At 68.2% G+C, this 12,873-nt stretch carries 13 protein-coding genes and 1 pseudogene; 6 read left to right on the top strand and 8 right to left on the bottom strand.

Going from position 1 to position 12,873, the window contains the following annotated elements; translation table 11 throughout:
* Positions 1 to 1,041, top strand: coding sequence for a hypothetical protein (locus tag FE263_RS21185; protein ID WP_138328041.1), 1,041 nt, complete (start codon positions 1 to 3; stop codon positions 1,039 to 1,041).
* A gap of 6 nt (positions 1,042 to 1,047) precedes the next feature.
* Here FE263_RS21185 and FE263_RS21190 read toward each other — a convergent pair whose 3' ends face one another.
* From FE263_RS21190 to FE263_RS21200, 3 genes are all read right to left on the bottom strand, one after another.
* Positions 1,048 to 2,748, bottom strand: a complete 1,701-nt coding sequence (locus FE263_RS21190; RefSeq protein ID WP_138328042.1) for a pyrroloquinoline quinone-dependent dehydrogenase — start codon at positions 2,746 to 2,748, stop codon at positions 1,048 to 1,050.
* 42 nt (positions 2,749 to 2,790) lie between these two features.
* On the bottom strand, positions 2,791 to 3,228 hold the full coding sequence (locus FE263_RS21195) for a c-type cytochrome (protein ID WP_171034265.1): 438 nt from the start codon (positions 3,226 to 3,228) through the stop codon (positions 2,791 to 2,793).
* A gap of 103 nt (positions 3,229 to 3,331) precedes the next feature.
* Positions 3,332 to 4,441 (bottom strand): saccharopine dehydrogenase family protein, encoded by a 1,110-nt coding sequence (locus tag FE263_RS21200; RefSeq protein WP_138328044.1) that lies wholly within the window; start codon positions 4,439 to 4,441, stop codon positions 3,332 to 3,334.
* 164 nt (positions 4,442 to 4,605) lie between these two features.
* Between FE263_RS21200 and FE263_RS21205 the strand changes: the two genes are divergently transcribed.
* The gene (locus FE263_RS21205) at positions 4,606 to 5,052 is read left to right on the top strand and encodes an Lrp/AsnC family transcriptional regulator (protein WP_138328045.1); all 447 of its coding nucleotides are present in this window, start codon (positions 4,606 to 4,608) and stop codon (positions 5,050 to 5,052) included.
* Between the two features lie 4 nt (positions 5,053 to 5,056).
* On the opposite strand, the gene FE263_RS21210 is transcribed toward FE263_RS21205, so the two are convergent.
* Both FE263_RS21210 and FE263_RS22730 read right to left on the bottom strand, forming a co-directional pair.
* A complete protein-coding gene (locus FE263_RS21210) occupies positions 5,057 to 5,899 on the bottom strand; it encodes a class I SAM-dependent methyltransferase (RefSeq protein ID WP_138328046.1) in 843 nt (280 codons plus the stop codon).
* Between the two features lie 155 nt (positions 5,900 to 6,054).
* Positions 6,055 to 6,648, bottom strand: a pseudogene (locus FE263_RS22730) (cytochrome b).
* Between FE263_RS22730 and FE263_RS21225 the strand changes: the two are divergent.
* The 4 genes from FE263_RS21225 to ureC are packed head-to-tail and all read left to right on the top strand — an operon-like array spanning position 6,643 to position 9,908.
* Positions 6,643 to 7,524: an urease accessory protein UreD gene (locus FE263_RS21225; protein ID WP_138328049.1), complete on the top strand. Its 882-nt coding sequence runs from the start codon at positions 6,643 to 6,645 to the stop codon at positions 7,522 to 7,524. The pseudogene FE263_RS22730 and the gene FE263_RS21225 sit on opposite strands and share 6 nt — an antisense overlap.
* A 24-nt stretch (positions 7,525 to 7,548) precedes the next feature.
* On the top strand, positions 7,549 to 7,851 hold the full coding sequence (locus FE263_RS21230) for an urease subunit gamma (RefSeq protein WP_138328050.1): 303 nt from the start codon (positions 7,549 to 7,551) through the stop codon (positions 7,849 to 7,851).
* On the top strand, positions 7,835 to 8,188 hold the full coding sequence (locus FE263_RS21235) for an urease subunit beta (protein WP_138328051.1): 354 nt from the start codon (positions 7,835 to 7,837) through the stop codon (positions 8,186 to 8,188). The genes FE263_RS21230 and FE263_RS21235 overlap by 17 nt, the downstream gene beginning before the upstream one ends.
* Before the next feature lie 13 nt (positions 8,189 to 8,201).
* Positions 8,202 to 9,908 (top strand): urease subunit alpha, encoded by a 1,707-nt coding sequence (gene ureC / locus FE263_RS21240; protein ID WP_138328052.1) that lies wholly within the window; start codon positions 8,202 to 8,204, stop codon positions 9,906 to 9,908.
* Positions 9,909 to 9,920: 12 nt separating this feature from the next.
* On the opposite strand, the gene FE263_RS21245 is transcribed toward ureC, so the two are convergent.
* The 3 genes from FE263_RS21245 to FE263_RS21255 all read right to left on the bottom strand — a co-directional run.
* Positions 9,921 to 11,198, bottom strand: coding sequence for a hypothetical protein (locus tag FE263_RS21245; RefSeq protein WP_138328053.1), 1,278 nt, complete (start codon positions 11,196 to 11,198; stop codon positions 9,921 to 9,923).
* Between the two features lie 6 nt (positions 11,199 to 11,204).
* Positions 11,205 to 12,317 carry a hypothetical protein gene (locus FE263_RS21250; RefSeq protein WP_138328054.1) on the bottom strand — a complete coding sequence of 371 codons (1,113 nt, stop codon included), beginning with the start codon at positions 12,315 to 12,317 and terminating at the stop codon, positions 11,205 to 11,207.
* Between the two features lie 76 nt (positions 12,318 to 12,393).
* Positions 12,394 to 12,873, bottom strand: a 480-nt coding sequence (locus tag FE263_RS21255) for a winged helix-turn-helix domain-containing protein (protein WP_138328055.1), incomplete at its 5' end; no start/stop codon positions are given.

The following is a 12,873-nucleotide window of genomic DNA, read 5'->3' on the forward strand; positions in this document are numbered from 1 at the left end:
GTGAGCGAGCAGCCGGTGGCGATCGGCAGCGCGACGGCCAGCAAGGCGACGCCGGGCCGCTACCTGCTGGTCATGGGCCTCGTGCTGGTGCTCGGTCTGGGCGCCTCCTGGCTATGGTCGGCGAAGATGAAGCTCGCCTTCCTGGACCCGGAATATGCGGCCTGGAGCGCCAAGCAGGACCTGGTGGCACGCTGCGACATGGGCGACCTGCTGGTGCTGGGCGACAGCCGTGCCGGCGCCGGCATGATGCCGACGCTGCTGCCCGGCAACGGCATCAACATCTCCGTGGGCGGCGCCAAGCCGGTCGAGATGTATTTCTTCCTGCGCCGTGCGCTGGCCTGCCCGAACATGCCGCATCATGTGCTGCTCTCGATCGATGCCGGGCATTTCCACAGCACCGACACCTTCTGGGAGCGCAGCGCGCGGTTCGGCACCTTCAGCGTCGCCGACCTGCACCAGATCGAGGCGGTGGCGCGCGAGACCGGCGACGAGAGTCTGTTCGACGAGCGGCGCAGCGACGGCTTTCCCAACCTGCTGCGCGACTTCCTGTACGCGACCAGCTTCCCGACGCTGAACTTCGCCAGCATGACGCGTGGCGGCCTGTTCCTGCGCTACTCGCATAATCTCGAGGAACGCGACACGACCCTGCGCGCGCGCGGCCATCACCTGTTCGGCGACGCGCCGGGTGACGACGCACTGGCCGACGACGCCTCGCTGGATACCTTCCAGGTGCTGCCGCTGGAGGGCTGGTATTTCAACCGGATGCTGCAGGAGATGCAGGCGCGTGGCATCCGCGTCGACTTCGTGACGACGCCGGTGAACGAGGCCACCGCCGCCCATATCACGCCGAAACTGCGGCAGGGGTTCGCGGATTACCTCGCGGCCGCGGCACGCCGCTATCCGAACTTCCATGTGCTGGTGCCGCCGATCCCGTCGCTGCCGGACCGCTATTTCGGCGACGTTTTCTCGCATCTGAACCAGGCCGGGGCCGAGCGCTTCAGCAGGAGCCTGGCGGTGATCCTGCGCGACGAGACTCCCTGAACGAGCTTATCTCGGCAGCGCAAAGATCGCGATCGCGTCGCCCAGCGGGTACGTCATCTGGAAGTTCCCTCCTGCGGCCACCGCAACATATTCCCTACCCTGCACCTCGTAGGCGACCGGCGGCGCATTGACGCCGGCACCGAGGAAGAAATGCCAGAGCTTGCGGCCGGTCCTGGCGTCGAAGGCGTCGAACCAGCCATTGCCCTCGCCCATGAAGGCGACATTGCCCGCCGTCACCAGTGCGCCACCCATCGTCGGCTGCGGCACGGTCACGTTCCAGTCGAGCTTGCCGGTATCGACGTTGATCGCCGTGAAGGTGCCGTTCTGGATGCCGCCCGGCACGTTCTTGAAGGTGCTGCCGAGGCGGATCATTCCAGGCAGGTCGGCCGCGTTGTTCTCGGTGGTGAAGGTCATGAGCTGGTTCATGCCCATGACATAGACATCGTGGGTAAGCGGCGAGAACGCCGGCGGCGACCACTCGGCGCCGCCATTGGCGCCCGGCAGGCTCTCCACCCCGGCCTTAATCGGCTGGGCGAACATGTTCTTCTGCATGTCGTACGGTTGCGAGCGCCGGATCAGATGTCCGGTCCGACGGTCGACAATGTAGAAGAACGCGGTCTTGCCCGCCTCGCCCGCGGCCGGGACCGGCTTGCCGTTCTCCATGGCGTCGAACAGCACGACGTTGCTGACGGCGTCGTAGTCCCACACATCGTGCTTCACCTCCTGGTAGTACCAGGCAAGCGTGCCATCCTTGATGTGCAGCGCGACGATGGAATCCGAGTAGAGGTTGTCGCCGGCGCGCTTGGAGCCGTCGAGATCGGGGTTCGGATTGCCGGTCGAGAAGATCAGCAGCCCAAGTTTCGTGTCGATCGCGGGCGTGGTCCAGACGGTGGCGCCGCCGGTCTTCCAGCTGTCGCCAGCCCAGGTCTTGCCGTTGTCCGTACTGTCCCAGCGCCAGGTCTGCGTCCCCTTCGCCGCGTCATACGACGCCACGAAGCCGCGGATCGGCCACTCGCCGCCGGCGCTGCCGATGATCACCTGGTGGTTGTAGACCTGCGGTGTCATCGTCTCGGAATAGCCGGCCTGCGCGTCGGCGACCTTGGTCTTCCAGACCTCCTTGCCGGTCACCGCATCGACATCGACCAGGCTGTTGTCGATGGTGAGGAAATAGGCCTGGCCGTCGGCGATGGTGGCGCCGCGATTGACCGGACCGCAGCAGATCTGTGTCAGCCCGTCAGTGTAGGTGTACGTCCACAGGGTTTCGCCCGTGGCGGCGTTCATGGCGATCAGCGCCTGCTTGCTGTTCACCATCGGCGTGGTCACGTACATCACGCCGTTGACGACGATCGGCGTGGTCTCGAAGCTCGCGGTATATCCGGTCTGCGCGAAGGCGACCGGAACCAGCTTGCCGACGGTGTTGGCGTTGATGGCCTTCAACGGCGAGAAGCGCTGGTTGGCGTAACCCTGTCCGGTCGCCAGCCAGTTGACGCCGGTCCTGGTGACGGTCTCGACCGAGGCGTCGCTGGTTCTGACATCCGCGGTGACGGCGGGCGCGGCTCCCCCCGCCACCTTGCGGCTCTTGACCGCGCCGCCATTCTCGATCGGTTCGGCGGCAAACGGTGGCGTCGCCATGCCCAGGAGCAGCGCCGCGATGGAAACGGATGCCAGGATCCGCAGGCTCAGTCTCGGCACGTCACGTCCGGTCATGTTGCCCCCGCGCGGCAAATCGCCGCATTCATCTTTGTTTGCCTAGCTGGTAGCTCCCGGATACGGCAGCAGGCTCAGGCAGGACATTCCATCCGCACTGACCGGCTGCGTCCCCGGCCTGTATTTGTCGTAGGCCAGGATGTAGGCGAAGATATTGTTGTAGTCGGCAGCGGCCAGCGTGCCGGGCGCGTTGGCCGGCATCTGCGCACTGGTGAACGCCAGCAACTGCGTCGGCGTGATCTTGGTGAACTGCACATAGGACGCGAACTTGCCGCCGCTCAGGGCTGGCCCGGAATTGCCGAGCAGATCGGCACTGTGACACGAAGCGCAATTCGCGTTGTAGGCGGCCTGCCCTGCCTTGGCCTGCTCCGGTGTATAGAACCCGGCTCCCGGGGTGCAGGTCGCCGCAACGGCGGCCGCGTCGAACACGCCAGGCCAGAGCACGATCAGAACGAACAATCGTTGCAGTGCCAATCGCATCGTCAACGCCATCCCGTCCATGACGCGGGTCCGATGCCAGACCCCAACGACTAAGACGTTTACACTTCCGGAACCAGCGCACAAGAGGCGAGGCGCCTGCCTGTCACCGATCCGGCAGGATCGGCTGGCCGGCGTACACGCGCCCGAAACGGTTTTCCAGGAAGGCGTCGAGCGGGATGTCCTCCTGCCGGACAAACCCCGCTGTCGGCAGGCGGCCCTGCGCCAGCAGATCGAGCACGGCACAGATGCTGCCGGCCGTGGTGAGCTGGATCGCGGTACGGTGCCGGCCGCCGACGGGTCCTGCCAATACCGTGCGGGCCAGGGTCTCCTGCACGAAATGGCCGCCGCGCGTGCCGGTCACGGTGACGAAGACCACCACCAGATCCTGCGCAGTGGTCGGCAGCGCGTGCTCCAGGATGTCGCGCAGCACATCGCGGCGCTCCGCCAGGCGCAAATCCTGCAGCAGCAGCTTCATCACCGCGGCGTGGCCGGGATAGCGCATTGTGCGGTAGTTCAGCTCGCGCACCCGGCCGGCATAGGTCTCGCACAGCGAGCCGAGGCCGCCCGAGGTGTTGAAGGCCTCGTAGGCAACGCCGTCGACGATCAGCCGCTCGCACTCCTCGAGCGCCGGCACCAGGTGCCGCTCGCCCTGCACGATCGCCTCGCAGGGCTGGATATACTCGTTGATGACGCCGTCGGTGCTCCAGGTCAGGTTGTAGCCGAGCGCATTGTCGGGGTAGCGCGGCAGCGCGCCAACACGCAGCCGGATCGCGTCCAGGCTGTCGAACCGGCTGGCGATGTCATGCGCCGCGATCGAGACGAAGCCGGGCGCCAGGCCGCATTGCGGGATCAGGGCGGATTCGGCATGCATCGCCAATGCCCGCACCGTGCGAGTGCTGAGCACGTCCTCGGTGAGATCGAGATAATGCACCCCGGCGGCAACGGCGGCCGAGGCGATATGCGTGGTGAGCTGGAACGGCGCCGCCGACAGCAGGGCGAACTTGCCTTCAAGCAGTCCGGCGAGGCCGTCGCCGGCGCCGAGCCGGACCGCGAGGCGGGTCACCGGCGCGCCGTCGCTGCTGCTCGCCTCGGCTCTGTCCAGCGTGGCCTGGTCGCGATCGATCAGCGTCACCGCGTAGTCGCCGCTCAGGCTGAGCAGGTCGGCGATGGCCGAGCCGATCCGGCCGGCGCCGATGACGGCGATCTCTTTCATGCGATGTCCTGTCCTGCCGATAAGGTCCCCTGTCTCCAAGGTGGCCGGATGCTGCATGGCGGGGATGCGCGGTGACAAGCGCCGGACTGACGAGGCACTGGCCTTCGCGTCGGCAGATTGCCTAGAACCGTCGGCAGATTGCAGGTGGGAGCCACGGATCCCTGATGGACTCGACGGATCGCACCCTGCTGGCCCTGCTCGTCGCGGATGCGCGGCTGTCCACCTCGGCCCTGGCCCGCCGGGTTGGCCTCTCCCGCACCACGGTGCAGAGCCGGATCGCCCGCCTCGAGGAGGCCGGCATCATCCTTGGCTACACGACCCGCATCGGGCCCGGGAAAGGCCGCCCGGGCGAGGATGTCGACGAGGCGCCGACGCGGGCGCATGTGATGATCGCGGTGGCGCCGAAGCAGGCGGCATCGGTCGAGGCGGCGCTGCACCGGATCGATGCGGTGCGCGAGTTGAGCGCGGTGAGCGGCGGGTTCGACCTGATTGCCGTGGTCGAGACCGCCTCGATCGCGGAGATCAACCGCGTGATCGACCGGATCGGCAGCCTTGAGGGCGTCGAGCGCACCAACTCGTCGATGATCCTGTCGACGCGACTGGTGCGCTAGGACATCACGCCGGAGACAGCCCGCTGGCAGTCGGTCCGCACTGCCGTCCCGACAGCAGCGTCACCAGGAAGAAGGCGCGGCGGTGCTGCCCGATCACCTTGAAGCTCGGCGACCAGGCGAAGGCGTCGTGGATGCGGCGGGAGACGCGGGATTCGGCGTCGGCTGCGAAGAAGAAATGGTTGGCGAGCACGCACACGCCTCCGGGGCTGAGCAGTCCCGCGATCCTCGTACTCAGCGATTTCAGCATGTCGTCATGCAGCGGATCGAGATAGTAGAGGGTGTCGGCAATCACCACGAGGTCGAAACGTCCATCGAGACTGGCCGGCAGATCGAGAATATCGCCCTGCTGGAAGACCACGTTGTCGAGATCGGCGGCCAGCCTCCTGGCATGCACCAGGGCCGCATCGGCAACATCGACTCCCAGAACATGATGGGTCCGCCTGGCAAGGCGGCGCGACAGCAGGCCAAGGCCGCAGCCGAGATCGAGCGCATGTTCGAAATGCTGGTCCGGCAGCAGGCTCATGAGCTGCTCGTATTTGCGCTCCTGGTAGCGATACCGCGGAGCCGCCGAGAACCACGGGTCCGACGACCTCGTATAGGCTTCCTCGAACGCGGCACGCGCTCCCACCAGCGCCAGCGCGCGCTTGATCGCGTTATCGGTGCGTGCCCCGTGCAGGAACAGAGTGAAGTCGCGCGGCAGCAGGAAGGCCGGATGATCGGCGATACGGCGTCGCAGGCCGCTCGCCCCGGTTTTCCGTGGCGATGCGGCAGACGGGATGATCTGCGTAGTCTTTCTCCGGCAGCGCCTGCCGCCCGGTCCGGGTAGCCACGACTGCGTTTCGCGCAAAGCGAGCGGTGCCTGTGCGGTGGGCTTGAAGCGACGGGTTCAAAAGGCCGGAAGCCGCAAGCGCGCTCGTGGCGCTGCAAGATGTTCGTGTCTCAGAACCGAACTCTTGCGCAACAAGCTGGCACGCCGTACCGGATCTGGCAATTCCGCTGGACCTAAGTTTCCCGGTCGGCCCCGGGGGCCGGGATCATGCGGGACAGCACCCCATCGTGCCACAGCAGCCGGTGCAGCAGCGCGGCCGAGGCGTGCAGCCCGGCGACGGCCAGGATGATCCAGCCGATGGTAGCGTGGATATCCTGCACCTGGTCGGCGAGGCTGCGATCGGCGGCATCGTAGGCAGGAATGCGGAACAGGTCGAAGATGCTGTCGCCGCGCGTTCAGGCCAGCGCCATTCCGACGACGAGCATGGCTGCCATCAATCCGTAGAGCAGCCAGTGCGTCGCCCTGGCCACCCCGTGCAGCAGGCCGCGACCGGCCGCGGGCAGCCGTCGCCCGCGCGTCGCCCGCCAGGTCAGGCGACAGGCCAGCAGTATCGCGAGCAGCAGGCCGAGGCAGATGTGCACCGACCGCATATCGACCCGAAGCGGTCCGCGCGGAAACCAGTCGATGACCTGGGCGCCGAGCCATTGCGCCGCCACCAGGACCGCCGTCACCCAATGCAGGGCGATCGTCGTGCTGTCGTAGCGGTGTGCGCTGCGGCTTACGGGTTGCATGATCCGCCCCAGATCGCATGAGGGGCTTGCGTGCATCCATTATCAAATAGTTCAGCCCCCGCTGCATCATCAGACGGGCGGTCCATCATCGAGCCGCCGCTGCAGCGCTCGATCGCCGACCTCCGACTCCAGGTCGAGTGCCGCGATGGCGTCTCCCGGCTGGCCGGGCTGCGGCAGCGCGGCTGCCTCAAGCTGCTGTTCCCGCGCCGTCCGGCGGCCGATGCGCTGGAGGCGGTGCTCGTCAACATCTCAGGCGGCATCGCGGCCGGCGACCGGCTCGACTGCTCGATCACCTGCGGCACCGATACCCAGGTGCTGGTGACGAGCCAGGCGGCAGAGCGCTGCTATCGGGCAAGGCAGGCGGATGCGGCAGCAACGCTCACCACCGAGCTGGTGCTCGAAGCAGGTGCCCGCCTCGAATGGCTGCCGCAGGAGACCATCCTGTTCGAGGGCGCGGCGCTCGACCGGCGCCTGCTTATCCGCATGCCCGCGAGCGCGACGCTGCTGCTGGCGGAGGCCAGGGTGCTCGGCCGGCGCGGCTCCGGCGAGACCACGCGAACGCTGGCGCTCGACGACCGCATCGAGATCGTGCGCGACGGCCGGCCGATCCTGGTCGATGCGCTGCGCCTGCATGGCGATGCCGACATACGGTTGCGAAGGGCCGCCACCGGGGGCGGTGCCACCGCGATGGCGACGGTGGTGCTGGCCGGACCCGACGCCGCTGCACAACTGGAGCCCGTACGCGCGCTGCTGGATATCGCGCCGGGGGTCGAGGCGGGTGCCTCGGCGTGGGACGGCATGCTTGTCATCCGCATCCTGGCGCGGGAGGCTGCGGCGCTGCGGGCCTGCATCCTGCATGTCCTGTCGCTGCTGCGGGACGGCCGCCCGCTGCCGCAGGTGTGGCGCACCTGAAGCCTGGGCCGACGAGGGGTATCGATGAACCTGACGCCGCGTGAGAAGGACCATCTGCTGATCGCCATGGCGGCGCAGGTGGCGCGCCGACGGCTCGAGCGCGGCGTGAAGCTGAACCACCCGGAAGCGGTCGCGATGATAACCGACTTCGTGGTCGAGGGCGCCCGGGACGGCAACAGCGTCGCCGACCTGATGGAGGCCGGTGGCACCGTGCTGACACGCGGGCAGGTCATGCAGGGGGTGGCGGACATGATCCACGACGTGCAGGTCGAGGCGACCTTCCCGGATGGCACCAAGCTGGTGACGGTGCATGACCCGATCCGCTAGTCCGCCGCCGGACGTGCTCGCCGCCGGCGAGATCCCGGGCGAGATCCTGCCGCTGCCCGGGGACATCGTCCTCAACGAGGGCGCCGCCGGGGTGACGCTGGAGGTCGTGAATACCGGCGACCGCCCGATCCAGGTCGGCAGCCACTACCATTTCGCGGAGACCAACGCCGCCCTCGCCTTCGACCGCGCGGCAGCGCATGGCCGCAGGCTCGACGTGCCCTCTGGCGGTGCGATGCGCTTCGAGCCAGGCCAGAGCCGCAGCGTCACCCTGATCCCGCTCGGCGGCGCGCGCCAGGCGGTGGGGTTCCAGGGCCGCATCATGGGAGCGCTCGACTGATGGCCCGATACTCATGACAAGGCTCGGACGGCGTGCGTATGTCGACATGTACGGCCCCACCACCGGCGACCGGGTGCGGCTGGCCGACACCAACCTGCTGATCAAGGTCGAGCGCGACCTCACCACCTATGGCGAGGAGGTGAAGTTCGGCGGCGGCAAGACGATACGCGACGGCATGGGCCAGTCGCAGCGCAGCAACGCCGAGGGCGCGGTCGATACCGTCATCACCAACGCGCTGATCCTGGACCACTGGGGCATCGTGAAGGCGGATATCGGCCTCGTTCGCGGCCGCATCGCCGGCATCGGCAAGGCCGGCAACCCGGACACGCAAGACGGCGTGGACATCGTCATCGGCCCGGGCACCGAGGTGATCGCCGGCGAGGGCAAGATCGTCACCGCCGGCGGCGTCGACAGCCACATCCATTTCATCTGCCCGCAGCAGGTCGAGGAGGCGCTGGCGTCCGGCATCACCACCATGGTCGGCGGCGGCACCGGTCCGGCGGCCGGAACCGCGGCGACCACCTGCACGCCCGGGCCGTGGCATCTGGCCCGCATGCTGCAGGCCGCGGAGGCGCTGCCGGTCAACCTCGCCTTCGCCGGCAAGGGCAACGCCTCGCGACCGGCGGCACTGGAGGAGATGGTGCGCGCCGGCGCGTCCTGCCTGAAGCTGCACGAGGACTGGGGCACCACGCCGGCGGCGATCGATTGCTGCCTGTCGGTGGCCGACCGCATGGACGTGCAGGTGATGATCCACACCGACACGCTCAACGAGAGCGGCTTCGTCGAGGACACCATCGCGGCGTTCGCCGGACGCACCATCCACGCCTTCCACACCGAAGGCGCGGGCGGCGGCCATGCGCCCGACATCATCCGCGTGGCCGGCCTGCCGAACGTGCTGCCGAGCTCGACCAACCCGACCCGGCCGTTCACCGTGAACACGCTCGACGAGCATCTGGACATGCTGATGGTCTGCCATCACCTGGACGGCTCGATCCCCGAGGACATCGCGTTCGCCGAAAGCCGCATCCGTCGCGAGACCATCGCCGCCGAGGACATCTTCCACGACATGGGCGTGCTCTCGATGATCTCGTCGGACAGCCAGGCGATGGGCCGGGTTGGCGAGGTGATCATCCGCACCTGGCAGACCGCGCACAAGATGAAGGCGCAGCGCGGCACGCTGGCGGGTGATGGTGACGCAGACAACATGCGTGCCAGGCGCTACGTCGCCAAATACACCATCAACCCGGCGATCGCGCACGGGCTCGCGCACGAGGTGGGCTCCGTCGAGGTCGGCAAGCTCGCGGACCTCGTGGTCTGGTCGCCGATGTTCTTCGGGGTGAAGCCCGACCTGGTGATCAAGGGGGGCGCCATCGCCTGGGCGATGATGGGCGATCCGAACGCCTCGATCCCGACGCCGCAGCCGGTGCATGGCCGGCCGATGTTCGGGGCACTGGGCGGCGCGCTGGCCGCCACCTGCATCACCTTCGTCTCGCAGGCGGCACTGGAGGACGGCATCGGCCAGTCGCTCGGCCTGCGTCGTCACCTGTCGGCGGTGCGCGACACGCGCGGCGGCATCGGCAAGGCCAGCATGATCCACAACGACGCGATGCCGAACATCGAGGTCGACCCGGAGACCTACGAGGTTCGTGCCGACGGCGTGCTGCTGACCTGCGAGCCCGCCGAGGTGCTGCCGATGGCACAGCGATACTTCCTGTTCTGACCTATGCGCGATCTAGGGCGACGGAACGCCTGCGGTCGCCTTCAACCTTGCCTGGTAGAGCCTGTGGGCGGCTTCCGGTCCCTGCAGGATTTCGACAAGCCGGATCTGCCGCATGACGGTCAGCAGGCCGGCCCCCGCCGCCTCCGACACCGCATTCGCTGCCTGCGACAGCAGCGCGTCGTACTCCGCCGCCCCGCCGATGCGGCGCGCCACCGTCTCGATCGCCCGCAGATCACGCGCGCATGCCTCGAACCGTTCCTGCTCCACCCCTTGCACGGGAGCGGTGGCGCTGCCGATCGGCCCGACCAGTGCGTGCTCGATCTCGTCGGCGACGCGCGCCCGGCAGGCCCGGTCGAGACGGTCGCGAATGACGCGTACCCGGGGGCCGGCATCGGAAGTCCTGCCCCGCCCGCCCTCCTCCTGCAGCACGTCCAGCAGGGCGATGGTGCGACCGACATGCTCGGCGACGCCTGCAGCGCTTGCGGTGCCGATCGTCCTGCTGAAGGCGGTGCCTTGCTCCATATCGTCGAGCATGTGCCCGCTTGCGCGCTGGAGCGCCTGCTGCAGCTTGAGCCGGTCGGCCGGCGCGTCGCGACGCGCGATCAGGCGCCGCAGCATGCCGTCGGCCGCCGGTGCCGCCCCCAGGATAAGCCGCATGATCATCGTGCAGGCATCCGGCGCCTCCTGGGCGAGGTCCTGAAGCAGACTGTCGAGGGTCGCCTGGTCGGGTTCGAGAACGCCAACCGAACCGTCGCGCTGCAGCTGGCGCAACTGCGGTCCGCGCCGCAGCACCGCTGCGATGGCGTCCACCAGCGGCCTGTAGAGCGAAGGCGGCAGGCCGGTCTCCGGCCAGCACGTCGGCATCGACGCGGCGGCAAGGATTTCGGCGGCACGCGGCCATAGCTCCTCGCCTACCGAGGTGATGATCGCCGAAGCCTCGGTGCTGCAGCCGCCGATACGGCGTTCGATGCCCGGCAGGCCCAGGTCCGGGGCGTTCTTCATGATCGACAACAACGCTACCAGGACCGTGCGTGGGACGGATGCCTGGTCCGGCCGCCAGTGCCGCGCCGGCACGATGATCGGGTCGAGCGGCATGAACAGCAGCCGGTTGAAGCGCAGCGGACGCAGCGGGCGCAGGATCGCCAGCCGATCGCGCAAGGGATCAAGGATGGTCCGGTTGGTGTCGGCATCGACGACGTCCAGCATCGAGACGATGCGCCGGATCTTGTCGTCGGTCGCGCTGTGCAGCGCCGTGCGCATCGCGCGAGCAGCCTTGGCCGGCTCCTGCATGTGGCCTCAGCAGCCTGCGGCCGATTGGGCTCGCGCGCGAAACCGTTCGTTGCGGGCGATAAGCTCGTAGACCAGCGCCCCGCTACGCCAATCCTCGTTGAACGGGATCATGCGGCGGAACGCGACAGGCTGCATCGCATCGCTCTCGCACTGGGTCCATTCGATCGCCTCCCGGGGCAGGATCGGCACCAGGGTCATGATCTCGATCATGGCAGCAAGCCGGGTCGCGTAATCGGTGGCGTTCTGCCAGATCAGGCAGATCGGTTCCCAGCCATCGAGCATCCAGTCCGACCTCGCAAAGAGACCCACGATGCCGGCGGGGTCGCCAGACCAGGACCGCAGCAGCCCGACCATGTCCATCGTCATCGACCGCGCGGCGCTCAGCGTGATCCCGGCGAGGTCGAGCGTCAGGTCCGCCACGCTGCAGATCATGTTGACGCAGGCGGCCCGCTCCCCGTCGGGATGGGCATCGCGCCAGTCCGCCAGCTCGAACCGGACCCGCGACAGCATCGCAAGCAGGCGCGGGATGCGCTCCTTCGTACCGTCGCGCCCGACGCCGATGTCACTCACCACGCCGGCGAGCACCTCCAGCGCATCGGCAGTCCAGGCCGGGGACCGCGCCAGTTGAGGAGACACCCAGTCCACCGTCGCACGCGCCCGGGCGGCCGGGTCCGCGCCAAGTCCATCGACCGGCAAGGCAGTCTGCTCCACCAGCTCGAGCAGCAGGCGGTAGTTCATGATCGTGCGGTTGCGGGCCTGGACATCAACCGCGATCTGCGCGGCCGCCATGGCCTGCTCCCCCGCGAGCCCCTCGGCCGCGACCTGGCTGGCAATCTGCCGGATCACCCGCGGGGTGACGTGGTCGTATCGTGCGATCCGGTCGACGAAGACCTGATCATGGAGGGTGGGCCGACAGATCGACATGATCCCGTCCCACGGCATGATGTAGGCCCCTCGGCCGCCGGACGGGTTGGGCACGATCAGCTCCAGGCTCTGCCGTGCCGTCGGCCGGGCACGCGTTCCCACCAGCATCGGCGTGGTGAACGGCACCGCGACACCACGGTCGACGAAGGTGGTCGGGTGATACGGTCTGATGGTCGGCAATGCAGTCCGCGACATGGTCGCTACCTGGAAACCATCTGGAGTGGAGAAAGCGGCCGCGGCAGGGTGCCGGCAGACCCGGCACGACCGCACTTCAACCGGCGAGTGCCGGCTCGCCCAATTCGCAGAGCGCCGCGAAGGCCGCATTCGCGGTGGCCCGCACCGGCCTCGGCTGCCGGTCCGCCTTCGGCAGCACCGGATCGGCCAGGGTCTCGTCGCGCAGGGTGTAGCCACGCCCCCAGGCGGTGCTGATCAGGTTGCCGGCGCCGGCGGCCTGCAGTTTCTTGCGCAGCTTGCAGACGAAGACGTCGATGATCTTCATCTCCGGCTCGTCGAGGCCGCCATAGAGGTGGTTGAGGAAGGCGTCCTTGGTGAGCACCATGCCCTTGCGCAGCACCAGCAGCTCGAGGATGGCGTATTCCTTGCCGGTGAGGTGCACCGCGTTGCCGTTCACCGACACGTCGCGGCTGTCGAGGTTGAGCTGCAGGGCGCCCACACGCAGGGTCGGCTCGCTGTAGCCCTTGCTGCGCCGCAGGATCGCCTGCATGCGCGCCACCAGCTCGGACTGGTCGAA

The organism is Lichenicoccus roseus (assembly GCF_005844085.1).
In the GTDB taxonomy this organism is placed as follows: domain Bacteria; phylum Pseudomonadota; class Alphaproteobacteria; order Acetobacterales; family Acetobacteraceae; genus Lichenicoccus; species Lichenicoccus roseus.